This is a genomic window from Nitrosomonas sp. (assembly GCF_043753625.1).
Taxonomy (GTDB): domain Bacteria; phylum Pseudomonadota; class Gammaproteobacteria; order Burkholderiales; family Nitrosomonadaceae; genus Nitrosomonas.
Genome location: NZ_JAYUWI010000028.1, coordinates 31,925 through 55,881, shown reverse-complemented (window position 1 = coordinate 55,881; position 23,957 = coordinate 31,925). Strand labels below are relative to the sequence as shown.

Sequence of the window (23,957 nt, the reverse complement as noted above, 5' to 3'; positions counted from 1 at the left end):
TTTTATGCGCTGGCAGAATAAATCCGTCTAGTTTAAAGGGATGGCATGCCAGCTCATCCAAAATATGCATTTTTGCGCTTAATGCGACAGAACCCCTTCAGCAACCTTACTGGCAAATACTTCCTCAAATTGATCGACGAACAGCAGAAGCTGGGCGGCTGCGCCAGCTTGCCCCAACGCATCGCTCACCACAGCGGCAATATCGGCCGGATGCGTCTGTAGCCGCTCCGTCAGATCCGGCACGCGCCAGTTTTGGTCTGGAAATGATTTTCTCAAGGCAGCCGCCAGGGGTTGGAACGGATCATCGCCCAGTTCGCGCGGGGAAAAACTGACTGGAATCCAGCGAACATTTCCTGTTATCGCGTTCTCCTCAAGGGCTGGAATTAATCCTGCGTACACCAGCGAGGATTTACCCGAACCCGAAGGCCCGATCACCGCAAGAAAGCGTTCGCTGCGGGCAATGAGACGTTCAGTCAACGCTTCGATTTCCGCATCCCGGCCGAAGAATCGATCTGACTCGGTGGTCAAAAAAGCGCGCAAACCCGGATATGGACGACCCGTAATGCGTTTCGGCGGGATAACGCCGTGCCGATTGGAATAACGCAAGAGGGCACTCATGACTTCTGTCGTGAGATCTTCTGTAGTCTTGAAGATTTTAGAGCGTACAGCTTCTTCAGTACCATTATTAACGCGTTGTCGGAATGACTCGATCCGATCGGGCGGATTCTCATTATTGATGCCGTCGTGAAATAGACTTAAGATCGCGCCATCGTCCTTGATGAAGATAAATGTCGGCAGCTCATATTCACGCGCCCGCTGATATTCAAGCTCAGTAATGGAAAATGACTGACCGGGAGGGATAAATCCGTAACGACGACCAATAATACCGATATAGACATCGCACCCCGCAACATCTTCCAGGCAACTCTTGCGAAGACTGCGCTCATCAGCCGTATAACTTTCAACAACCGTGCAATGACCACCCAGTGCTTTCCGGACTGCTTCGCGCTCAGGCCCCAGGTCGTTCAATGTGGAAGAAAGATAGACTCTTATGATCAATCAGAAAAGAAAAAGGTAATCGGGTCATAGGCGAAAGTCGCCTGAAAATTTCTCAAAATAGATAGGTGTGAAATCAATTGGTATTAATCCAAAATATGCTCACCCAGCAGCAACTTCAAAAATTTCTCACGTGTTGCACTCGATGAATCCCGGTAAAGCGTATATTTTGCATGCTGATCGGGTTGTTCCGGGTTGATTTCAATGCCCCAGAGCGGCGCCAGCGTCATCGGTAAATTGGAATAACGCACATCCACGAGCACATTCGGTTGTTCCGGTCGGATCGCGAGCAATCCTGCCGAGAAATGGCTGAAGCGTGCAATATCGTTTGCCAGAACCGACGACGGCGGCAATGTGCTCAAGTCGCGTTCCAAGACAAATTTTTCAACGGATTCTCCCGGATAAATGCGCGGCTCGGAGAATAAACCGACCCGGATCGCATTCACATAGAGCCTGCCTTCAAATTCGTAGATGGAACGCCAGAGTACTAGATTGGCGAGTGTCGGTTTCACTAGCAATTGTTCCGCACGATGCCCTCTTTCCGCAATCAATGTTTCCGCGACGGTTTCGGCACGGTGCAGTTGCATCCAGCCGAATGATAGGTAAACCGCCGCGAGCAGTAATCCAATCCGGGCTGCCGTGTGATTGTATTTCCTGAAAGCAATCACCCCGGCAACCAGCAAGATCAGCGTGAAAACCGGATCCAGCACTGAAATGATATTAAACGCCACTCGGGCATCGCTCACTGGCCAGAGCAGATTCGTGCCATAACTGGTAAACGCATCCAGCACGCCGCTCAAACAATAACCCAGCAAAGCAAATAAATACAGACGGGCAAAGGGCAGGCGCTTGCGCAGAAATGGCCACAGCAGCAGCGCTGCAATCAAGGCGCCGAACGGCACAAAAAACAGCGAATGCGTGAAATGACGATGAAACTCGATATTCAATAACGGATCATTCGACGACTGAATCAAAATATCCGCATCCGCAGCGATTCCGGCAAAAAAACCAATGCCGGTTGCAATGCGCGTTTCCTGTTGCTTGGCACCTGATTGCGCCATCGTGGCGCCGAGCAATCCCTGGGTCAATAAATCCATATTTGTTAAGGGTCTGAAATAAAAAATTATAAAAGAGACATAGTATAAAAGGATAAATGGTCCGATCGCGATTTATTCTTGCCGGGCATTGCCCAAACATAAAGGATATAAATAAAACTGGCAGGTTATACTATCTTGTCGCGGCACATAAGAGCCTATCAGTAAAGTCTAATCGAGAAATCAATGCGCTATTACAACCATTACCAATTCATCAAATGGGCAAACGGTTAAAATCCGGGTTACTGGCTCTAGTCAGTCTGATTATTTTTGCTAGCGTTAGTCTCTATGCATTCCGCAATCCCCTGTTGGAAGCACTGATCAGCCACCAATTGGAAAAACAGGGAATGCCATTGCAATCCATTTCGGTTCTCGATATTTCACTCAATTCCTTACACTTGCAGGATCTGACAGCAGGGAATAACAAGGAATTGCGTGTTGGAAAAATTCTGGTCGCTTGGCAACTGCAGGATCTGCTCGCCGGAAAACCGGCATCGGTTGAGATCAGCGGTTTGCAATGGGTGCTCGACTTGAGTAAAGAGCACTCCCCTTCGGATTCGGTGCAAGCCATGACATCGACTGCTGGAAGCGATATCAGCATACCCTGGTTGCCTAACTTTTCTCTGAATGACTCGGCAATTCACCTTCACGCAACGGCTGGCAATGCCACGATTGCGCTATCTGGCGACATCCAGCAAGACCAGCCGGGTACTCAGGCGATACGTTTCATCGCCGTGGTCTCCGGTTCACTCGGTCAAACCAAAGGCACATTGGCTGCGACTCTGGATAAGCAGGGGAATATGCGGGGTAAAGTCACTGTTGCAGAAGGCATGCTGAACTTGCCCGAAGCAAAAATTTCCAGTTTTGTAGGCGATGCAACTTTCACAGTTGCGGCGATGCGGCTGCAACATATTGTCACCGAGTTTGCGTTATCCAAAGTTCAATTGTCAGGAAAAAAGTCCGCGAAGCCGGTTTCTGAACAGGCTGATAAAAACCCGGCAGCATTCCCATTGCATGACATGGCTATTGATCAAATCAGCATCACAGGAGATATCCGCGGATTGTCGGATTCCTGGTCAGGGCAGCTCGATTTGGAAATTGATGGCGGCCAATCAATGGTTGGCCCTATGAATATCCAGAAGATTTCTGTTTCATTACCGATGCAGATTAATCTCGATCAGGATAGCTGGCGCATTGGACTCCGCAATCCGGGGCAGGTTACCTTGGGCAAGATTGACTCCGGCACTGCTTTGCATTTCCAGAATCCTCTGAAGCTTTCAATTTCCCAAGCCGATCTGGAGCTGGTCAAGAATTCGCAGGGCTTGGCACTCAAACATGATATTGCTGTGATACCGGCAGATTTCTCCTTGCTAGTTGATCAAGACAAATCTCCGGCCATTGAGGCACAGATTCACCCCGGGAAAATAGTCTTGACCGGAGCGTTCGACGCCACAGAAAAGTATCAGGCACGGTTTACCCTCAGCGATGCGGCGGTATTATTACCGCAATCTCAATTGCAATTGAAGGCTATCTCCGCCACGCTACATCTGAATGACCCAGAAACCGGCACTGCCGCTGATTTTGCCATCGGCCAACTGCAACATCTGGCACCCGAGCCGCTGTTCGCAACGTTGTCTATTTCCGGCGGCATCCGGAATGAAGCTGCTGATGGGGAACCAGCGGTGTATGCATTAAACGTTGTGGGCGGCGTACCGGATTTACACTATTTAAAAATCACTGGAAAGCATTCGCCCGATAGCGGTAATGGGATGTTAAAAGCAGAAATTGTTCCGCTCAATTCCTCGCCAGACCGTTTGCAGCCCAGCGCACTTTCCCCTGCTTTATCCCGGTTGGAAGCGGTGAGTGGTCAGATCAGCGCGAGCGCGCAATTCAAGTGGTCCAATCAGGGCGTGCATAGCAGTCGCGGCGCGTTTGAATTGCGCCATGTATCGTTTGCCCATGAAACCGCCAAAATAGACGATCTTAATGCATCGCTCAATTTAGAGAACTTATTATCGCCCAGCAGCCTACCGCAGCAGACCATCACGATCCGGCGCATTGATTTCGGCATTCCGGTAGAAAATCTGCTGGTTTCCTATCAGATCGAAAGCGCGGATCCACCGCGTATCGTGCTTGAGAAAGCGCAATTTTCCATGATGGATGGCATCCTGTCATTGGCGCCCACGATCATTAATCCTGCCGCTGCACACACTGATGTCCTGGTCCACGTGAACAACATCGATCTGAAAGCCTTTTTTAACCTGATTCAAATCGATGGGCTTACCGGAAGCGGGCATCTGGATGGTCAGATTCCGATCCGCTTGGAAGATAATCAGGTTATGATAAGAAAAGGCCATTTAGCAGCAAAGGCACCGGGTGTTTTGCGCTTCCAATCCGCAAAAGCTTCACAACTGTTAGCCACCGCGGGTGAAGAGATGAACCTGTTGCTGCAAGCCGTGCAGGATTTCCATTACACCGAGCTGTCACTGGATCTGGATAAATCGGCAACACATGGCTTGATCGCCAAACTTTCGTTGCTGGGAAATAATCCTGCGGTTAAAGATGGGCAGGTTTTCCGCTTGAATATCAATTTGGAAAGTGATATCGACAAAATTCTGCAGACGATTAATCAGGGCTACAATTTATCCCATGAAGTTCTGCGCAATGCATTCAGGCGTCATTAAGTTAGGCTGCACCATATTATAGCCATAGAGCACAGTTATGCTCATTACCGGTTCTCGGCCAGAAAAAACGGCTTTGGAATCCACTAGAAAAGGAGTGCAATCATGCGCAAAATTGATCGAATAACAAACATAATACGCGCCACAGTGATCCTGATCCTTTGCTGCCTGGTGATCACCGCGTGCGCACCGACAGTCAAGCTGGAAACTCCGAAGGAGCCGATTACGATTAATCTCAATATCAAGCTGGATGCTGATATTCGGGTAAAGCTTGAAGAAGAAGCCAAGAAAGATATCGCGGCCAACCCCGGTATTTTCTGATATTAAATGAGAAAGGAGAACACTATGCAGCGTATTCCAAAATTGACAGTTAAAAAACCGCTAGCGGGAATCAGCGGTGCTATTTTGCTAGCTCTAGCACTCTGCGCAATACCGGCATGGGCTGATGCGCTCGATAACCTGCGCGCATCGGGTGCGATTGGTGAAACGTATGAAGGCTACGTCGTGGCAAGAGACGCGAGTGCCCAGGCGGAAGCCGATGCGATTAACACCAAGCGCAAAGCCATTTACCAGGAAAAAGCCGCCGCACAGGGCATAGACATTGAGCAGGTAGGAAAAGTGTATGCAGCAGAGATTATCCAGAAAGTTCCAGCAGGAACCTGGATTCAGATCGATGGGCAGTGGAAAAAGAAGTAACCCGGAAAAAGATCTGGAAATGCCGTGCATGATTTCCTGATTTGACTCAAGGCGCTTAGTACGCTTTTCAGATATGTTTCAAGCGCATCCAAACAATCGAAGACACGGCTCTTTTCCCGCAATCTGTGCCATGATAGCCCCCGGTTATGTTATCACTGCCTCTATCTGTAACAGAGGAGTACACATAATCAATTTAGTTTGACAATCCCAATATGCTTTGCTACAGATCACGGGGCCGCAAAAAAGAAGTCATCAAACTATGAAAATAAAACACTCCCGCCACAAACGGCGAGGAATTAAATCTAAAAAATATTAATAAGGATATTTGTCATGAAAAAAACAATCCATCTGCTTTTTTTAAGTCTGCTCATTGGATTTTTATCCGCCTGCTCAACAACACAAAAAGTAACAAATTCGGCAAGAACAGCAACTGAGCAACTACTTATTAGTGAAGCAATCACGCGCAGTCTGCCTAAACAGATTGATTTGCCATTACCGATACCCAAAGGGGCAGTCGTTAAACTAGATGTTACTGGATTGACGCCCGATAAAGATATGGCAAAAGGGATAGTGGCAGGATGGCTAGGATTTTTGGGATATACGGTTCAGGATGGTCCAGAAAATGCGACTCATCGGGTTAATCTTGTAATTGATTCTCTGGGTTCCGAAGTAGGTAATACGTTCTTTGGAATTCCTCCCATACAAGCTTCGTTGATACCTATTTCATTGCCTGAATTAGCATTCTTTAAGGCAGATCTACAGAGTGGTTACATCAGATTCCATTTAGATGTTTTTGATATGCCATCTGGCCGTTTTATAGCATCCTCTTCACCGTTTATTGCTGACACGTTTTATAACTCATACACAGTATTATTCCTAATCAGCTTTAACAAAACTGATCTGACTTCTCCGCCGCAGGTACGAACATTTCCTAAGCGAGCGAAGTAGAGATCTAACAGGCTGTTGAAAAACGTATTCGAGAGAGAGGCACAGTCGTTGCAAGGAAAAGACAGGCGAAAAAGCGCAGTTTATGCTTAATAAATGAGCATTTTTAGCTTGTTTCTAACACCGCAGCGATAACGCAGATAGTTTTTCAGCGGCCTGTTAACGCGAACTTAATTCAACTTAGATTTTATGGTTGCTATACGCATTGCGCGGACTTGAGGATGGATTGCAGCGGGTAATTCGTTAGAATCGAGAATTTTCTAACTAAGTTCAGTTGCAATCTTGCCAGCATCTACACTTTTCGCTGCAGCATAGGCCCTTTGGAATCGTTCAGCCTGAACATAAGGTCTCGCTGCGTAACCGGGACGCCCATGAAAATCACACGCACAGGCATGCAAAAATTCTTCGAATCTCCCGGGTTTCCGGTAAACATCAACCGCCTGCAGTATATCCGCCAGCGTAGATGGCTTGAGTTCTTCCGCCCGATGCACATTACCGTGATAGCGAGCCACCAGTAACGCAAGGTCGCGCGAATCCTTGGGAATTCTGATGCGTTCGCATAAATTCCGCGTCAAATCAATGCTGCGCGCTTCATGTCCGATATGGCGCGGCCGCTCCTCCGGCGGCGTCGTGCCTTTGCCTAAATCATGCGCCAGCTGCGGTCAATCGGGTTCTGAAACGGGATAATACCGAATGATCCGGCACATCGTCTTCCAGATATAAACCCCAAAAGCGCATGACGTGCAGATTCGAATTAGCCATGTCTTCTACCACTTCATCGCTGAGACCACCAGGCCGGACGGCCTGCGGCATCTGATACAGGGGCATAATGCGGGGCAATTGCTTTTTCTATCGGTGCCCACAATCAATCAGTTGATCGATTTGATTGAGGAAGTTTCCTTTACGAGTGCGGCGGGTGACATCAAACTCCGATAAACTCATATCAATGATATCAATCATATGATTATAAACATTATTATGCCATTAATCGCATCTGAAACTGACTCTGCCCGTGCAAAGTTCTTTATCAATGTTCGTTACCGAACAGACTGTCCGTGCCTCCGCATATAAATTTATAAATAGCGATTGGGAGCATTATTCACTGTTCTGATCATTACTTAAATTAAACATTACTGGAGCAAAAAATGACATTCCACGTATTCCACATTAACGAAGTCTATTCAAATGCTGACGGAACTGTTCAATTCATCGAGTTTGTAGGAGATGTTGACGGCGAAGACGAATGGGCGGGGCATACTATTACCTCGAGCGACGGCGTCACCACCAATACTTTCAATATCCCCACCAATCTACCCAGCGAAGTGACCAACGGCAAGTCGGTACTGGTTGCAACGCAAGGATTTTCAGACTTGGGTATTGTGACGCCTGACTACATCATTCCGAATGGATTCTTGTTTACTACCAATGGCACCGTGAGCTTCCCCGGAATGATTGGAGGCACGATTACTTACGCCGCATTACCGGTTGATGGAACATTGTCACTTAACCAGGATGGTTCCACTGGAGTCAATTCACCCGCAAATTTTGCGGGTAACATCAGCACTGTACCGAGCGGTGTGATCTCAGGGACAGATAATCTGGACAATTTGGTGGGCACATCAGGAGATGATTTTATCCTGGGCGCCGGCGGGCAAGATACGCTGGAAGGTGCGGAGGGTAATGACACATTGAATGGCGGCCTGGGTGTTGATACTGCAATCTACACCAGCAATCGTGCGGACTACTCGATCCTCGGCTCAATCTCCGGTCTCAATGTTTCTGGGCCGAATGGCAACGATATACTCACCGGTATCGAGCGCTTACATTTTGCCGACAAAAATATCGCGATTGATCTCAATGCCGGACAAGCAGCCAGCAACACAGCTTTACTCATCGGTGCGGCGTTCGATGCGCCGACTATTCAGGAACACCCTGATTATGTCGGTATCGGACTCAATCTGTTCGATTCCGACCAAAGTATGTTGCAAGTAGCACAACTCGTGATCGGCGTGTTGGGTAATCCTAGCAATGGGGATTTTGTGGATAATGTCTTCCAGAACGTAGTGGGCGCGGCGCCATCATCTGCGGAACATGATTTTTATGTTGGATTGCTACAGGGCAGTGGCGGATCATTGACTCAAGCGGAATTGCTGGAAATTGCCGCTAATTCTGAAGTCAACGCAACGAATATCGATCTAGTCGGACTTCAGCAAAGCGGTGTAGTGTTCGCTTAGGAGCATAGGCTTTCATTCTCAGCATCGCGTACTACGCGGGGCGTGATTTTTCTGAAGCCGTTCTCAGATTAATTCAGCTTTTATTCTGGTGATTCTCGCCTCGCGTACCTTCGTGTTAATTGCCAGGGGTAATTTTGTGGGATCCGCAAGACTCTGGCTCAATTCCCCCGCAATTGCACCGGCATCAACACTTTTCGCTGCAGCATAGGCCCTTTGGAATCGTTCAGCCTGAACATAAGGTCTCGCTGCGTAACCGGGCCGTCCATGAAAATCACACGCACACGCTTGCAAAAATTCTTCGAATCTCCCGGGTTTCCGGTAGGCGTCAACCGCTTGCAGTATATCCGTTAGCGTAGATGGCTTGAGTTCTTCCGCCCGATGCACATTACCGTGATAGCGAGCCACCAGTAACGCCAGATCACGCACATCTTTGGGGATTCTGATGCGTTCGCATAAATTCCGCGTCAAATCAATGCTGCGCGCTTCATGCCCGATATGGCGCGGCCATTCCTCTGGCGGTGTCGTGCCTTTGCCTAAATCATGCGTCAGCGTTGCAAAACGCACCGGCAACGAATAATTTTTTGCAGCAGCGTAATCGATGGCCAGCATGATGTGCAGTCCGGTATCGATTTCAGGGTGTGCATGCGCCGGCTGCGGAACACCAAACAACACGTCGACTTCGGGCAGGATACGCGACAGGGCACCACATTCACGCAGCACATAGAACATTCTTGAGGGATTTTCTTCCATCAATCCGCGCGCGAGCTCTTGCCAGACACGCTCCGGCACCAGCGCATCCACTTCGCCGTTATGCACCATGTCACTCATCAGCGCCAGCGTTTCCGGTGCAATGCGGAAACTGAAACGCGCCGCAAAGCGTGCAGCTCTGAGAATACGCACCGGATCTTCGGAAAACGCAGGACTCACATGGCGCAGTATGCCGGCTTCCAGATCCGCAACGCCGTTAAACGGGTCAATGATATTGCCTGCTTCGTCTTTGGCAATCGAGTTGATGGTTAAGTCACGCCGCGCCAAATCTTCCTGCAAGGTGACTTGCGGTGAGGCAAACACCTCAAATCCTTTATATCCACGCGAAATTTTTCGTTCCGTACGCGCCAATGCATACTGTTCATGCGTTTGCGGATGCAAAAAAACCGGAAAATCCTTGCCGACCGGACGATAGCCCAGCCGCTCCATTTCCTCCGGCGAAGCGCCCACAACCACATAATCATGATCTTTGACGGGCAATCCCAGCAGTTCATCGCGCACGGAACCGCCTACCAGATAAGTTTTCAATGTCGACTCTAACGCTGAATGAATAAAAATTTAACCAACCGTTATTTCGCCGCCCGCACAACGCCCAGCCGCTGCTTAAGCGTTGGCGAATCGTTCCCGTGATCCAGAACTTTGGCGTAATACATCGAGTTCTTCAAAACCTTTTTGACGTAATCCCGCGTCTCATTAAAAGGAATCGTCTCAGCATAAATCGCGCCTTCCAGCGGCACGGTATTATCGCGCCAGCGCCTGGCTCGTCCTGGCCCGGCATTATAGGCGGCTGAAGCCAGTAGTGGCTGATTATCCAGCGTACCGAGCACATGCTTGAGATAATACGTGCCCAGTTGCAGATTGGTATTCACATCCACCACGATATTCTGGCGAAAATTCTGTATTCCTAATTGCTTGGCAACCCACTCGGCGGTAGCGGGCATCAGTTGCATCAGACCTGCTGCCCCGGCATGGGATTTGATATCCGCAATGAAGCGGCTTTCCTGCCGGATTAGACCATAAACCCAGGCTTCATCCAGTTCGTGTTGCCGCAAAACCTTTTTGAGTGTTTCTCGGTGCGGTGATAAAAAGCGCAGACTAAAATCATGCTGCGACACGGTCCGGTTTGCCGTGTTAATCGCGCGATCATACATACCATGACGGCGGGCCACTTCCGCTGCGGCCAGTAACTCCGGGTCGCTAAAATTGCGGACGGTCCAGCTCCATTCACGGTACGCTTCGGTACGTAAATTCATACGGGAGAAAGCCAGGGCACGTTGAATGCCGGGTTTGCGATCCATTGCGATCACTTCGCTATTGCTGACGCGATATGTTTTGTCCGCAATGCTGAGCATGGTTCCCAGTTCTTCTCTTGCCAATTGGCCGTAAAAACTGTGCTCATCGCTGAGTGGAATAAGAATGTTATGCGCTTCCAGCGTTTCCCCTTTTGCTTTTAATGCGCGCGCTTTCCAGTAACGCCATGTATCGACCTGCTGCTCCGCTGGCGACATTCTGTTGATGGTTTTCAGGACTTCATCCCAGTTGGTAACCCGCAATGCGGCACGTACCTGCCAGGCGAGCACGGTATCCGAGGGCGGGTAAGGTTGCGCGGTATTTTGCGCCTCCTTGAACCAATCCAGTGCGCGGGAATCATGCCGCATTGCAGCCCGATACCCCAGTCTTCCGAGGAAATAAGACCGATCCGATGCGGTGAACTGATCTTTTATTTTTAGCCACTGCACATACGCTTGGTTCGTATCATTGCGCAGCAGGCGCAGTAATGCAAACAGCACAATTTCACGATCACTTCGCGTTTTAATTCTGCTTTTCAGCGTCTCCAGGTAACGCTGCGGATTCTTGGCGGCATTATTCAAATCGGCACTGTTCAGCGCATCGTTGCCAGTTAAATAACGATTAACATGTGTGGCCACTCCGGTTTGACCTTCTTCTAGCGCAGCCCGGATCCGTGTCCAAATATCTTGCTGAGAAATCTGCCCGCTGGAAATGAGTGCCTGAAAAATAGGTGTGCAGCTGTCCGGCATGCTGGTAGGCGTAGACCACAATGACCGCGCATCCGTCAGCGCCGTTTTATCATGCGCACTTAGGCGGCGCTGATAGTAATAGCACAATAGCTCGGTATCCTTATTAACCAACAGTGGGTATTCAGCGTCAAAAAGGTTCCACTGTTGATTTTTTCCCAGCATCTTGAGCCAGTCAGCCCTTAATCGATCTGCAACCAGACTGCCTTCGTGCCGCTGCAAAAAATTTCTGATTGTTGCGATATCGGTCGATTGCAACACCATGCGGAATTGATAATATTCCACATAAGGCCATAGCGCGTGGCGTTGCAGCCGTCTGGCGTAATCGTCCAAGCGCTTCGAATCACTAGCCTGAAATGCTTGCCGGGCATCAAGAAAATCGCTGTCCTGATTTGCTGATAGTGTTCCAGCATAAGCTAAAAGGATTAATCCAAAAAGGTAATTTCTCATAGCTAATAAGGTACAACGAATGGAGACTTCAATAAAGAGACGGAAACGATCACTCTACAATCAACCCGGATTATCGCAGCAGCGCCGCGATAATCCAGTGTCATGCTTCAAGTTATGTGAAATTTTAACGGCCAGTCTATAAACCGGCAATAACAATCAGATAACGCCCTGACCCAGCATGGCTTCAGCTACTTTAACAAATCCGGCAATATTGGCGCCATCCACATAATTAACACTGCCATCGGGTTTAGTGCCGTACTTCAGGCAGGATTTGTGAATGGCCTGCATAATTTCCTGCAAGCGCGCGTCCACTTCTTCGCGTGTCCAGGACATACGCATTGCATTTTGGCTCATTTCCAGCCCGGACGTTGCCACACCGCCTGCGTTACTCGCTTTACCCGGCGCATACAGTACCTTGTTATGGATAAAACACTCAACGGCTTCCGCAGTCGATGGCATGTTGGCGCCTTCGGCAACACAAATAACGCCATTTTTAACCAGGGTTTGCGCGTCCTCGCCATTGATTTCATTTTGTGTCGCGCACGGCAATGCCACTTGCACTGGCACATGCCAAGGTTTTACACCCGGCAAGTAAGTTACATTGACACGTTTGGCATATTCATCCAGGCGCGCATACAAATGATTCTTCACTTCGGCCAGAATCGCCAGTTTTTCCGGGGTAAAGCCAGCTTCATCCACAATCGTGCCGCTCGAATCGGATACGGTAACCACCTTGGCGCCATTTGCCATTGCCTTTTCCACGGCAAATTGCGCCACATTGCCCGAACCGGAAACAGAAACGCGCATGCCTTCCAGATAACGCCCGGCATGTTTCAACACTTCCTGGGCAAAATACACCGTGCCGTAACCCGTCGCTTCCGGACGTATCAGTGATCCGCCAAAACTCAATCCTTTCCCGGTAAACACACAATCCGCGCGATTGGATAATTTTTTCATCATGCCCGCCATGAATCCGACTTCACGCCCGCCCACGCCGATATCGCCGGCGGGAACGTCGGTATCGGAGCCGATATGACGGAACAATTCACAGATAAAAGCCTGACAGAACCGCATAACTTCACCGGGGCTTTTCCCTTTCGGATCAAAATCGGAACCGCCTTTACCGCCGCCCATCGGCAGCGTCGTCAATGCATTCTTGAAGGTCTGTTCAAACGCCAGGAATTTAAGGATCGATAAATTCACCGAAGGATGAAACCGGACACCGCCTTTATAAGGCCCGATGGAAGAACTGTGTTGTATCCGGTAACCGCGATTAACTTTGACTTCACCATGATCATCAACCCAGGACACACGAAATATAATCACCCGCTCCGGCTCGACCAAGCGATCCAGCAAGCCATGCTCCGCATAACGTGGATGTTCCATAATAAAAGGCCACAAACTCTCCACGACCTCAGTAACCGCTTGCATGTACTCTGGTTGATTAGGATTACGCTCAGCCACATAAGCGCTGAACTCTTGAAGGCTCTTATATTTCATTTCATTTTCCCGGTTAGTGAAAGGTTATTTCAAATAGCCTAATTCTGCCAAATTAATGTACAGGCTGCACTGTATTTTTATTAAAAGATAGGATTTTTACCAATGTAATTTAATTAAAGTCATTTTTTTGCTTATTGGGGCACGATTTTATACTAGAAATCCTGCAGAGCAGGTTCGTTGGACGAAGCCAAAGTGTTGCAAAATGCGCGATCATTCGCCGTGTTTAAGTTCAATGTCTCCACCGGTTTTCCCTGAAACTATTGACGGGCTTTTGCCACTGGCTCGCTGCAAATTTAATTTTAGCAAACGCTGCAAAATTTCCGCCTCATCCATGTCCGTCGTGTAATCGTTCCAGCCATACGCTTTGGCAACAGCGGTGTCGAGCTTTTCATAGCGCAGTTTCAGCCCGGCGGGCATCTCGTTGTAAAGGTTCGTCAGCGTACGTTTCTTCCATTCGACGGCATGTTCAGGTTTAGGGTTTGGCCGGGGCGGAAAACCAGCGATGCGCTCTTCGTCGGTTTGCACCCAATCCAGCCAGTCTTTCGGGTTGAGCCATTTCTCGCGCCAATCATTGAGATCGGCGGCAGCAATAGCGATGGTCTGGAATGGCTCGCTATCTGATACGAGTCTGGTGCTGAGATCGAAACCAGGTGGGAAAGGGAAACTTTCAAAGCATAGAGTTGAGTTATAGACGGGCCTGTCTTCCAAAGTCCCACCCGCAGCCAGTGCCCAAACGCAATGGAAGCGAGAAGAAAGAATTCCTAAAGTGTATCATCTTGCCGAGGAATTACGATCAATCTGTGCTCTGGGGCCACTTGCACTGGGAATTTAACGAAGAAGCGGTGCTTGGCAGTTTCCGGGGTAGCGATATAGTAAGAGAGTCCTGCAAGAGCAGCTCGCATTCCGGGACGCTTCTCACCGTGTTGCCACCATCTTTCCGCTCGTGCCGCGCGATTGTTATTAATACGCAATGGTTTCACGTTGCTCTCGACATAAGCAAAAGGGACCAAGTAATCACTGGCTTTTTCTTGTTCCAAGCCGGAAAAATCCACCACCCAGTTGCCCGCCCAGCGCCGGGTGATGTCGGAACCATTGTATATGGGCCGCACTACATCGCTGTTCGGTCGACTGTTCGGATTACCGGTATCTTTCAGCCATGCGAGCGCGTTAGCGGTATCCACTTTGAACGGTCCGGCTAAGCACAAACCGAAGAAAGATTTATCTTTGTTGGTAATCAAAGGCTTGGCCTGCGTCAGATCCAGCACATCATCGGCATCGTTGCTGGCTGCCAAATCGGCATGAATAACAGCTACTGGTTCGCCTGCCAATCGAGTGAAAGCCAATCCGGCATCGCCAAAACACACCAGCGATACGCGCACCGCAGTACCGGCATCGAACCAATCTTCGTCAGGCCAAGCTTCAAATATGGGCATTGTTAGCAGGATATTTTCCAACACAATGCGATTGCGCTTCTGCCGTATCGAATTTGTGGAAACCAATCCTGCCGCTTTTGCGTAACCGTTCTCAATTTGCTGTCGCGCCTTGTCGAACCAATAGCAAACCAAATCTGCGCCACCTGGAACTCTGCCTTTGTAGCAGTTACGCAAAGTGGTCACATAATCGTCGCCAAGCTCGCCACGCATGATTTTATCCCCTAGAAATGGCGGATTGCCGACAATCACGTCAGCTTGCGGCCACTGCGCTTCCGTGCCATCGGCGTTGAGCAACGCGTCGCGGTGCTGGATACTGTCCAAGCTACTGAGAATTGGGTTTTTATTAATCAATCTGCCGTTGCGCTGACACCATTGGATGTCGCCGATCCACACTGTCACCCGCGCCAGTTCGGCGGCATATTCGTTGATTTCCAGTCCAAGTACATTGCTGGTTCCGGTTTCGATGGTGAGTTGTTTGCCCAGGCCGAGCACCTCGGCATCTAATTGGGCGATATGTTCCAAATCTTTCAGCGCATGTAAAGCCAGATAAAGGAAATTACCCGAACCACAGGCTGCGTCCAATACCCGAAAGTTGCGTAAACGTTCCAGATAACCGTGATACAGATCCGCCGCAGCTTTGCGGTGCTGTTTTTTAGCGGTTGCCGATTTCACTTTATCGGCATTTGCCAGCGCGGCAATGATTCCTGTTTTAACGGCTTGCCATTCGACGCTCAATGGCCGGGTAATCAGTGGCTCGATCAGTTTGTTGATGGTGGCGACATCGGTGTAGTGCGCGCCCAGTTGCACCCGGCAATTCGGATCAAGGCCACGCTCGAACATGGTGCCAAAAATAGTGGGATCAATCGCTCGCCAATCTCTGTTTTTGGCGGCGCGATACAAAATACTTAGGTCGGTTTCGATAAGCGACGGAACGGATATGGTTTTGAACAGACCGCCGTTGAACCAAGCAATATCGTCATTACCATATATGCCGCCTTTTTTCTGCATCGCGGTAAACAGGTTTTTAATCCGGACAGCAGCTTTATTGGGGTCAGCGTGAGCGGATTTGAGAATACCGGTAAAAATTTCATTGTCCCCAGTAGGACTGGTGTGCAGCAAACCTTCGTCTTCGGCAAACATGCAGAAAATGCATTGAGTCAAAAAATGTGCCACTTGCTGCGGTTCGATGTCGCGTTCGCGCATCGCTTCCGCCAATTCAGCAAATTGTCCGGCGGCTTCGGCAGTAATTGCCGCATTGGATTTCAACGGTTTGAGTTTATCCGGATCAGTAAATACCCAGCGCAGAATTTGCAGATTGATCGGATCACTAATATCTTTAAGCAGGATACTGCGCGGCTCATCCGGGTAACCGCGAAACACGGTGTGGATTTCGATGCGCTCGCGGTCGCACACAATCAGCAGCGGTGGATTACCAAGATTGCCCGAGTATTCACGCAATTGCGCTAAAGCAGCCTTGAGATCGCGACCGGGCTTTTTGTTTTCCCAGGCAAAACAGTCACGCTTCCAGACATCAGCCCAGCCTTGCCCACCGCCATCTTTGATCGCACCTTTTTCGTAACAAAAATCCTCCGAGTTACGCGGCTTGTCGATTTGCAACAAGTCGCACAAATCCTCGATATACGACTGCGCTCCCGATTTTTCGGTTAAATCGTTTTGAGTCCAGGTTTTAATGAATTCTTCAGGTGTCATGAGGTTTTATTCAGGTGTTATCAGGTTTGCTTCGAATACTTGAGAATATAGCAATTCAAACAGCAACAAAAGCAATGTTTCCTGCTTACCGCTGTAACCTAGATGAGTAGTTTTAATTCTCCGGATGTCGATCAAACCGGTTTTAACATCTGGATTATTATTGACTCACGCATGGGGACAGCCAAGTAGCCCGAATAAGCTTGCGTCACCCGGGAATTGATTTGATTCAAACTTTGAAAGCTTGATGTGGGAGAAAATGGCCAGATGTACACACGCAGTTTCGACACCGATGGTTAGCTCAAAACCCATCACAGCCACTTCAAATTTTTGTTTTGCACTCTGAATTCGTGATTCGGTACCACCCTCGTTGTGCTTTCCAATGAAGTGGTACTAATCTCACCATAACTAACTAGCGATTCTGTCAGGCGGTAAACGCCCGTGTGCTAAAGCATGAAATCCGATGCTGTCAATCCAATGTTGTACCCGACCAGCAGTACTTCCATCTCCGGCATTACGGTTCCTGTCGTGTTAATCAGCACTAGCGTATCGGCACCAATAATCTGATACCCCACCTGCCAATTACCTGTGATCAGCCCGCTACCAACGAAAGTAAACGCTTGATCACCTGCGAGTATCGGATTGGTGTCAATCGATTTGAAACTGATACGATCAGCGGTATCAAAATCGGTGATAATGTCGCGGTTTGCCACACCGATACCGCTATCCGTAAGTATAGTGTAGACAAAGGTATCGGCATCCGTACTACCACCAGACAAGGTATCGCGACCGGATCCGCCTGTCAGCATATCAGCACCAAGACCTCCATTCAGATTATCCTCGCCAGCGGCGCCGAAGAGTTTATCGACACCACCACCGCCGTTCAGCGTATTGGCAGCGGAATTACCCGTAAGCGTATTAGCCAGACCGTTGCCATCACCATTAATCGCCAATGTGCCGATGAGTGTCAGGTTCTCGACATTGGCAATCGGCACCAAATTAAAGGTAAATCCTGTTTTGATGGTATCGGTGCCCTCAGCTGGAAGCTCAGTCACTTGATCGCTACCGTTATCCAGAACGTAGCTATCGCTGCCCAAGCCTCCTATCAGATTATCGTTACCAAGCTTGCCGTCCAGAGTGTCGTTACCATCGCCACCCAGCAAAGTATTCGCAGCATCATTGCCGGTAATCAGGTTATTCAGGTTATTACCCGTACCATTAAGCGCCACAAATCCCGAGAGCTTCAAATTTTCGACTTCCGCTGGCAACGTGTAGGTAACGCTCGAAGTCGCGGTGTCGATGCCTTCTCCAGCGAATTCAATGATCTGATCAAACACAGCATTAACGGTATATTTGTCATTACCAATACCACCATGCATGGTGTCATTGCCGGGGCCGCCGTTCAGTGAGTCGTTACCCGAACCACCAAACATCAGATCGTTGCCGGCGTTTCCGAATATCGAATCATCTCCAAACAAGCCTGTAAGGACATTGCTGCCGCTACCGCCATTGAGTATGTCACCGATATTGGTGCCGCGCAGTGTGGCGTCGCTAATACCGGCAGTCTGAGTCAGAATATTGTTAAAACTGTCATAAGACCAGTTGGTCAGATCAGCAATGTTAAGTCCATAAATATTCTGGATAGCAGCAATATCAAGGGCTGCAAGATGAACGAGCGGCCCGCCGAGCTGGCTCATGATCGTCAGGGCTGGATCATCCACCGCCAATACCTGGTCGTGCACAATATTGGCAGCACTCGTCCAAGTCTCAGTAGGATGTTTCAATCCAAGAGCATGTCCGATCTCGTGCAAAATAAGACCATAGTCAAATTGCCCAGCGGTCACAAAATCACTGTTAAGTAATATATTGCCAGCACCGCTCCAACCGTCGAGGTAATTGGGGAAAGAAAAAAAATTCCAATTACCGAAGGGATAAAAGCCAACACCGCCGACACCATCATAAGGGGAACCCGTGAAGTCATAGGCAGAAAATATGATTTCGCTTGCACCTGCTGGTACTTCGATAAAGGTGAGGCCACTGGCGTTGCCCCACTCAGCCAGCGCTGCGCGCGTTTGGGTCTTCTGTGTGGCGGTAAATGCCTGAAAGGTGGCAAAGGCGGATGCACCGATCACTGCTTCATCGGTGACAGGCGCACTGGTCGCAAAGGAATAAGTGATCAAGGTCGGACGACTAGTCACTTCAATACCACCCCAGTATGAACCGGTCAGCAGTGCGGTGTAGTCAGTTACAATTGGCATAATAAAGTTTCCTTACAAAAAATGGTGTTGCGTAACCCCTTTCCTCGCTGTATAAAAATAAGAGATATGTATTTCTGGAACATATTTATACAGTTGTGTGGACTGCCAAATCACCATAAATAATTATTGAATGTGGCATGTAAGAATCTCGAAAAGCATAGGGGACAGGTCGCGAATTGAGAATATAGCCGATGAAATAAGCATGATTTTTTGTTTTGTGACTTTGCGGTGTGTGCGTTGAGGGTATTTGATTCGTGATTCGGTACTAGATCTCAGCGATGCAATGGTGCGCTAAAACTCAGACTCTAAAGTTTGCATTTTTAGATGTTTTGACTTGCATCGGCCGCCTCGAATGCGCCTATTCATGGGGATACCTGGCGTACTTATTTTAAGAATTTTTCCTTTATTATCTGCGCAACTTTTAATCCTGCAAATAATGCAATTACAGAATAAAAAACGACTTCTATCATATTAGCCATTATCCAGATACCCCATGTCAATTTATATGGTGTTCATTTTATACTAAAGAGCATTTATTGAAAAAAATTCTGCTTCGAGAAAGCATGGAGACTGTTCGTGAATTGAGAATATAGCTGGTAGATTAAGTATAACTTTTGTTTTGTAACCTTGTGGTTACGTGTTGTCGGTATTGGATTCTTGATTCGATACCCCCAAATAGTGGTAGTGGTTGCGCTGTTAAATTTCATAACAAAGAGCAAGAAAGAGAAAAATGTTCTCAATAAATCCGAATATTTACTGACAGAACTGCACTTTCACTTAGAATTCTGCAGAACAACATGATCATTACTACGCCAGAAAAAGATTCACGGATATACCAACCATTCTCAAAGTGCCATTCCAATTTGAGCGGCAATTTTCTCCGCCAAATCTTTAAAATCCTTTTTCGCAGCTTGAGCGGCTTGTGCATGACTCCCGATGGCGCCATCGGCGGATGTTAGGTTAAAAATGGGTTTGCGATGCTCCTGTGCCATAGGGATCAGGCTGCGATAATGCTTAATGGTGGCCAGACAATAAGGATCATGCTCTTGTGTAATTGTTTCGTCACACTCTTCACCCAGCACCGACTCCCGGTATACATTGGGAATACGGTTAACCCATTTGTCATAGGCTTGGACAGGCCGATCCAAACGCACACTGTGTTGTTGGCAGAGGTAGCCGATGGGTTGCATTTTTCCTTGGGGTAGCTGAAATTCTGGATAAGCTTGATGTTCGGCATTGTTTTTCCAGTTATCCAATCTTTTTTGCCATAAACTTTTCCAGCTCTTTAATGTGGGCCCCAGGTTTTTAAGACCTTGCAACGAAAATAAGTCGGCTCCCAGCGGTATCACAACATAATCAGTTGCTACAAGTACGGAACGATTTATGGCTCCCAAATTTGGTCCAATATCGACGAGAATGATGTCCGCTTGTACTTTGGATGCAGCCTTTTGCATAACTTGCCAGAAAGAACTCAAAATTCGCATAGGGCGATACAAATTATTATCACCCATGCTATGAGGCCACTCGTTAGATAATGCATCTTCATAACCTGACAAATTGACATCGCCTGGCAGAAGGTAGAGATCTGTTGCGATATTTTGCAACACCGGGTCCGCGATATCACCAACACTGGTCAAGGGTTTTACGCACTGATAAATTGTAGAGCCTTGAGTTTTGTTGTTCCAGATTTCCTCGATTTTATCTTCAGTCAAAAATGCCGCAGTCAGGTTTGCTTGCGGATCGATATCTACAATCACAACTCGCTTACGAAGGCTGGCATACATCCAGGCCAGGTGATAAATGAGAGAAGTTTTTCCGACTCCGCCTTTGTTGTTAAAAAATGTCAGCACCGGTGGCGTCATTGCTTTCCCCTTAATGTGCATACAACAGCACTTTGATTGGTTTCAAACTCAAGCGCCGGATTACCATTTTTCTCCATTTCCTTTCTGGCAGTAGCGATTCCTCTTCCAAAAGCCTGTATAAAACCAAAAGTTTTCAGCACATCACCAATGTTCGGATTGCGATAATCTGTGATGCCGGGTTTACCGAAATTTTCTACGGTCACATTGCCATAAGGACCACCTGGGCTGTTGATTTCGATACGGTCGTTAAACCAGTAAATACGCACAGGTGCATGGGTACTTTCATAAGTTCGATGGAGCGCTGCGTTATACAGAATTTGCTGCAACGCCGCTGGCGGATAGGTCAGTGCGATTTGGTGTGTTGGCGCGGAGGTGATATCTACTGCTGAACGGTTATGCGCTTTAAGCTTTTCTTCAGCGCGACGAAGCATCTCAACCATTGCGCCGCCTATGTTCTCTTCATCAATTACAGTATCTTCAAGTTCCGTACCATCGATACGCAAAAATTGAATATATGCACCCGGTAGAAAATCCTGCGAGCTTTTACCAATTGCCAGTAAGCCCAGCACGGTTGGCGTCGTATCATCCGGCGAAACAATCATCTTGCAAGATGACATGCGCTCTTCATAGCTCCGGTTATTCTCTTCCAGTACATCGGAAGCAAACGCTACAGGCAAATATTCATTTTCAAAAATAACTTTTGAAAGGTCTGTCAACTTTGCTGAAGGAACGGGATAAATATCAAATGGAAGATTCTTATACCTTCTTTTCTCATTTAAAATACGTTCTTCTTGAGCATTGGCAATAGAGCGCCTAGGCCCAGTTCGAACCCAAATGCGCCCTTCATATTTTACAGGTGGCATGTCGGATGGCATTACGGTAACCACCGCCATCTCCGCATCCTTAAGTACTCGCTTTTCAACAAAAAGCACCGGTAATGGGAGAATATTGCCGTCGGTTTTCATATCTGCCAGATTACGAAGCAATTCATCCGTAATAGGTTCACCTGAGGGCAAACCATCATCTTCAGCACCTATAAAAAGAACGCCGGGTTTATTATGATTTGGCAAATCGTTAGCAAAAGCACACACCGCTTGCCGCGCTTTTTTAGACACATCCTTACCAAAGGATCTCTTTCTTTCCGTTAGATCAGACTCAATCTCATTGAGTAGTGCTTCAAGCTCTTGATCGGTAAATTGCTTCATTTTGTTTTTTCTATTCCATATCAGGCACAACTCGGGATTTATCTAATACTTTTTTTGGTTAAGCGGTTATTGGCAGAATTCACATGTTTCATCAGCAGCTTACAAGATTTAATTTTTGTCTTATTCTACAACCAAAAGCCAGTAAATAGTTGGATGCTACCGGATACCATTCACTTTTCGCAGTACATTTCCATTGAGGGATGTTTGAAGAAGCCAGGATTACGGAATGCGCAGCACAATTTGGATTAATTAATCTGAACGAACATCAAGTAAAGTCATCAAAAAAAATGATGGATCAGAAAAACTGGGATCAATTGTTGATTCTAAACAACGTGAGTATATTGCTCATTAATTAAGTAATTAATAGTTATGAACTAATCGTGCTGAAAGCTCCATGAAAAAAATTTCCAGAAGAAAATTGATCCAATTAAGCCTGCTAGGCAGCGTGGTCAGTGTACTTGGTAGCTATAGCTTTGCTAAAGCATTAGCGCTGATACCGACACCCGATGAAACAGAAGGGCCGTTCTATCCGGTAAAAGATCAAAATGACAAAGATGCCGATTTAACGCAAATTGAGGGGCATACGGGTGTTGCTCAGGGCCAATACATTATCGTCAGTGGCCAAGTTACGGATGTTACTGGATGCCCGGTTGAAAATGTAATGCTGGACATATGGCAAGCGGATGCCAACGGCCGTTACCGTCATCCACGCGATCCCAACAAAGCTAAATTGGATGAAAGCTTCCAGGGATGGGCGATCATTCAAACTGATGACAAGGGTTTCTTCCGCTTTAAAACTGTGATGCCCGGCGCTTATCCAGCCAGCGGGACTTGGATTAGGCCGCCGCATATTCACTTAAAAATCTCAAAACCAGGTTATCGCGCATTGACGACACAAATGTATTTTCCCGATGAGAAACTTAATAAAATCGATTTATTGCTGAACGCGAAATCCGCTGCGGAGAAATCCGCGATGATTGCCAAGAATATCGGCCAGCAAGGAAACTTGCCCATTTACGAGTACAATATCGTTCTCGATTTACTTCGCAAATAAATTATGACAACCAAACACAGTGCATTGCTTATTCTGGGTTCCGGCCCTGCCGGCTATACCGCTGCGGTCTATGCCGCACGCGCCAATCTGAATCCGGTCGTGATCACCGGGCTGGCTCAGGGCGGGCAATTGATGACAACGACCGATGTGGACAACTGGCCGGCGGATGCGATGGGCGTGCAAGGCCCGGAATTAATGGAGCGGTTTCAGAAACATGCCGAACGTTTTCATACAGAAATCATTTTCGATCATATTCATACTGCAAAACTGACTGAAAAACCGATTACGTTAATCGGTGATCAAGGCACCTATACCTGTGATGCACTGATCATCGCCACCGGTGCTTCCGCGCAATATCTCGGTTTACCTTCAGAAGAAGCATTTATGGGGCGAGGCGTTTCCGGTTGCGCGACCTGTGACGGCTTCTTTTATAAAGGGCAAGATGTCGCCGTGATTGGTGGCGGCAATACCGCAGTGGAAGAAGCGTTCTATCTGGCCAATATCGCACGCAGTGTGACGGTAGTTCACCGGCGCGAACAATTCCGCTCGGAAAAAATTCTGATTGATAAATTGATGGAAAAAACCCGCAGCGGCAACATTAAACTGGCGCTGAACCACGTGCTCGATGAAGTGCTGGGCGATCAATCCGGCGTTACCGGCATGCGCATTAAAAGCACGAAGGATGATTCCACGCAAACGATAGATTTGCAGGGTGTTTTCATCGCCATCGGTCATAAACCCAATACCGATATTTTTACTGGACAATTGCAAATGGAAAATGGCTATATTGTTACGCGTAGCGGCGGTCAGGGTAATGCGACGGCGACCAGCATCCCTGGCGTATTTGCCGCGGGCGACGTACAGGATCACATCTATCGTCAGGCTGTAACCAGCGCTGCCAGTGGTTGTATGGCGGCATTGGATGCGGAAAAATATCTCGACAATCTGAAGTAGATCATAAATCGGAGACCAAGCCAC

Annotated in this window: 19 protein-coding genes; 7 read left to right on the top strand and 12 right to left on the bottom strand. The window is 48.0% G+C overall.

The features are described from left to right. Positions 1-78 precede the first annotated feature (78 nt). Together ACH10T_RS02870 and ACH10T_RS02865 are read right to left on the bottom strand one after the other, a co-directional pair. Complete coding sequence (locus tag ACH10T_RS02870) at positions 79-1,059, bottom strand: DUF4062 domain-containing protein (protein ID WP_394807823.1); 981 nt, start codon at positions 1,057-1,059, stop codon at positions 79-81. Between the two features lie 83 nt (positions 1,060-1,142). Continuing rightward, entirely contained in the window at positions 1,143-2,153 is a 1,011-nt protein-coding gene (locus tag ACH10T_RS02865) for a metal-dependent hydrolase (RefSeq protein ID WP_394807822.1), read from the bottom strand. Between the two features lie 215 nt (positions 2,154-2,368). Between ACH10T_RS02865 and ACH10T_RS02860 the strand changes: the two genes are divergently transcribed. The 4 genes from ACH10T_RS02860 to ACH10T_RS02845 all read left to right on the top strand — a co-directional run bounded on the left by ACH10T_RS02860 (position 2,369) and on the right by ACH10T_RS02845 (position 6,475). Continuing rightward, on the top strand, positions 2,369-4,834 hold the full coding sequence (locus ACH10T_RS02860) for a YdbH domain-containing protein (protein ID WP_394807821.1): 2,466 nt from the start codon (positions 2,369-2,371) through the stop codon (positions 4,832-4,834). 102 nt (positions 4,835-4,936) lie between these two features. After that, positions 4,937-5,152: a YnbE family lipoprotein gene (locus tag ACH10T_RS02855; protein WP_394807820.1), complete on the top strand. Its 216-nt coding sequence runs from the start codon at positions 4,937-4,939 to the stop codon at positions 5,150-5,152. A 24-nt stretch (positions 5,153-5,176) separates the two neighbouring features. Next, complete coding sequence (locus ACH10T_RS02850; protein ID WP_394807819.1) at positions 5,177-5,527, top strand: YdbL family protein; 351 nt, start codon at positions 5,177-5,179, stop codon at positions 5,525-5,527. Positions 5,528-5,857: 330 nt separating this feature from the next. Continuing rightward, positions 5,858-6,475 carry a hypothetical protein gene (locus tag ACH10T_RS02845; protein ID WP_394807818.1) on the top strand — a complete coding sequence of 206 codons (618 nt, stop codon included), beginning with the start codon at positions 5,858-5,860 and terminating at the stop codon, positions 6,473-6,475. 257 nt (positions 6,476-6,732) lie between these two features. On the opposite strand, the gene ACH10T_RS02840 is transcribed toward ACH10T_RS02845, so the two are convergent. Together ACH10T_RS02840 and ACH10T_RS02835 are read right to left on the bottom strand one after the other, a co-directional pair. Then, a complete protein-coding gene (locus tag ACH10T_RS02840) occupies positions 6,733-7,047 on the bottom strand; it encodes a hypothetical protein (protein ID WP_394807817.1) in 315 nt (104 codons plus the stop codon). A gap of 70 nt (positions 7,048-7,117) precedes the next feature. After that, positions 7,118-7,300, bottom strand: coding sequence for a transposase (locus ACH10T_RS02835; RefSeq protein WP_394807816.1), 183 nt, complete (start codon positions 7,298-7,300; stop codon positions 7,118-7,120). A gap of 317 nt (positions 7,301-7,617) precedes the next feature. On the opposite strand from ACH10T_RS02835, the gene ACH10T_RS02830 reads away from it, so the two are divergent. Then, a complete protein-coding gene (locus ACH10T_RS02830) occupies positions 7,618-8,706 on the top strand; it encodes a calcium-binding protein (RefSeq protein ID WP_394807815.1) in 1,089 nt (362 codons plus the stop codon). Between the two features lie 63 nt (positions 8,707-8,769). Here ACH10T_RS02830 and ACH10T_RS02825 read toward each other — a convergent pair whose 3' ends face one another. The 8 genes from ACH10T_RS02825 to ACH10T_RS02790 form a co-directional block, all read right to left on the bottom strand. After that, on the bottom strand, positions 8,770-10,002 hold the full coding sequence (locus ACH10T_RS02825; RefSeq protein WP_394807814.1) for a multifunctional CCA addition/repair protein: 1,233 nt from the start codon (positions 10,000-10,002) through the stop codon (positions 8,770-8,772). Positions 10,003-10,043: 41 nt separating this feature from the next. Next, positions 10,044-11,960, bottom strand: a complete 1,917-nt coding sequence (locus ACH10T_RS02820; RefSeq protein WP_394807813.1) for a transglycosylase SLT domain-containing protein — start codon at positions 11,958-11,960, stop codon at positions 10,044-10,046. Between the two features lie 156 nt (positions 11,961-12,116). Then, complete coding sequence (gene gdhA / locus ACH10T_RS02815) at positions 12,117-13,460, bottom strand: NADP-specific glutamate dehydrogenase (protein ID WP_394807812.1); 1,344 nt, start codon at positions 13,458-13,460, stop codon at positions 12,117-12,119. A gap of 210 nt (positions 13,461-13,670) precedes the next feature. Then, positions 13,671-14,168, bottom strand: coding sequence for a hypothetical protein (locus ACH10T_RS02810; RefSeq protein WP_394807811.1), 498 nt, complete (start codon positions 14,166-14,168; stop codon positions 13,671-13,673). 53 nt (positions 14,169-14,221) lie between these two features. Next, positions 14,222-16,603 (bottom strand): class I SAM-dependent DNA methyltransferase, encoded by a 2,382-nt coding sequence (locus ACH10T_RS02805; protein WP_394807810.1) that lies wholly within the window; start codon positions 16,601-16,603, stop codon positions 14,222-14,224. Positions 16,604-17,046: 443 nt separating this feature from the next. After that, a complete protein-coding gene (locus tag ACH10T_RS02800; RefSeq protein ID WP_394807809.1) occupies positions 17,047-18,858 on the bottom strand; it encodes a hypothetical protein in 1,812 nt (603 codons plus the stop codon). Positions 18,859-19,703: 845 nt separating this feature from the next. After that, a complete protein-coding gene (locus tag ACH10T_RS02795; protein ID WP_394807808.1) occupies positions 19,704-20,720 on the bottom strand; it encodes a ParA family protein in 1,017 nt (338 codons plus the stop codon). Next, entirely contained in the window at positions 20,717-21,925 is a 1,209-nt protein-coding gene (locus tag ACH10T_RS02790; RefSeq protein ID WP_394807807.1) for an ATP-binding protein, read from the bottom strand. Before ACH10T_RS02790 ends, ACH10T_RS02795 begins: the two co-directional genes overlap by 4 nt. Before the next feature lie 394 nt (positions 21,926-22,319). On the opposite strand from ACH10T_RS02790, the gene ACH10T_RS02785 reads away from it, so the two are divergent. Both ACH10T_RS02785 and trxB read left to right on the top strand, forming a co-directional pair. Then, positions 22,320-22,979 carry a protocatechuate 3,4-dioxygenase gene (locus ACH10T_RS02785; protein ID WP_394807806.1) on the top strand — a complete coding sequence of 220 codons (660 nt, stop codon included), beginning with the start codon at positions 22,320-22,322 and terminating at the stop codon, positions 22,977-22,979. 3 nt (positions 22,980-22,982) lie between these two features. After that, positions 22,983-23,933: a thioredoxin-disulfide reductase gene (trxB, locus tag ACH10T_RS02780; RefSeq protein ID WP_394807805.1), complete on the top strand. Its 951-nt coding sequence runs from the start codon at positions 22,983-22,985 to the stop codon at positions 23,931-23,933. Positions 23,934-23,957: the final 24 nt, after the last annotated feature.

Bases quoted from the DNA above. Each gene is read 5' to 3' on its own strand.
- ACH10T_RS02865 (WP_394807822.1), bottom strand. From the start codon at position 2,153: ATGGATTTATTGACCCAGGGATTGCTCGGCGCCACGATGGCGCAATCA.
- ACH10T_RS02860 (WP_394807821.1), top strand. From the start codon at position 2,369: ATGGGCAAACGGTTAAAATCCGGGTTACTGGCTCTAGTCAGTCTGATT.
- ACH10T_RS02855 (WP_394807820.1), top strand. From the start codon at position 4,937: ATGCGCAAAATTGATCGAATAACAAACATAATACGCGCCACAGTGATC.
- ACH10T_RS02850 (WP_394807819.1), top strand. From the start codon at position 5,177: ATGCAGCGTATTCCAAAATTGACAGTTAAAAAACCGCTAGCGGGAATC.
- ACH10T_RS02845 (WP_394807818.1), top strand. From the start codon at position 5,858: ATGAAAAAAACAATCCATCTGCTTTTTTTAAGTCTGCTCATTGGATTT.
- ACH10T_RS02835 (WP_394807816.1), bottom strand. From the start codon at position 7,300: ATGCCCCTGTATCAGATGCCGCAGGCCGTCCGGCCTGGTGGTCTCAGC.
- ACH10T_RS02830 (WP_394807815.1), top strand. From the start codon at position 7,618: ATGACATTCCACGTATTCCACATTAACGAAGTCTATTCAAATGCTGAC.
- ACH10T_RS02820 (WP_394807813.1), bottom strand. From the start codon at position 11,960: ATGAGAAATTACCTTTTTGGATTAATCCTTTTAGCTTATGCTGGAACA.
- gdhA (WP_394807812.1), bottom strand. From the start codon at position 13,460: ATGAAATATAAGAGCCTTCAAGAGTTCAGCGCTTATGTGGCTGAGCGT.
- ACH10T_RS02805 (WP_394807810.1), bottom strand. From the start codon at position 16,603: ATGACACCTGAAGAATTCATTAAAACCTGGACTCAAAACGATTTAACC.
- ACH10T_RS02800 (WP_394807809.1), bottom strand. From the start codon at position 18,858: ATGCCAATTGTAACTGACTACACCGCACTGCTGACCGGTTCATACTGG.
- ACH10T_RS02795 (WP_394807808.1), bottom strand. From the start codon at position 20,720: ATGACGCCACCGGTGCTGACATTTTTTAACAACAAAGGCGGAGTCGGA.
- ACH10T_RS02790 (WP_394807807.1), bottom strand. From the start codon at position 21,925: ATGAAGCAATTTACCGATCAAGAGCTTGAAGCACTACTCAATGAGATT.
- ACH10T_RS02785 (WP_394807806.1), top strand. From the start codon at position 22,320: ATGAAAAAAATTTCCAGAAGAAAATTGATCCAATTAAGCCTGCTAGGC.
- trxB (WP_394807805.1), top strand. From the start codon at position 22,983: ATGACAACCAAACACAGTGCATTGCTTATTCTGGGTTCCGGCCCTGCC.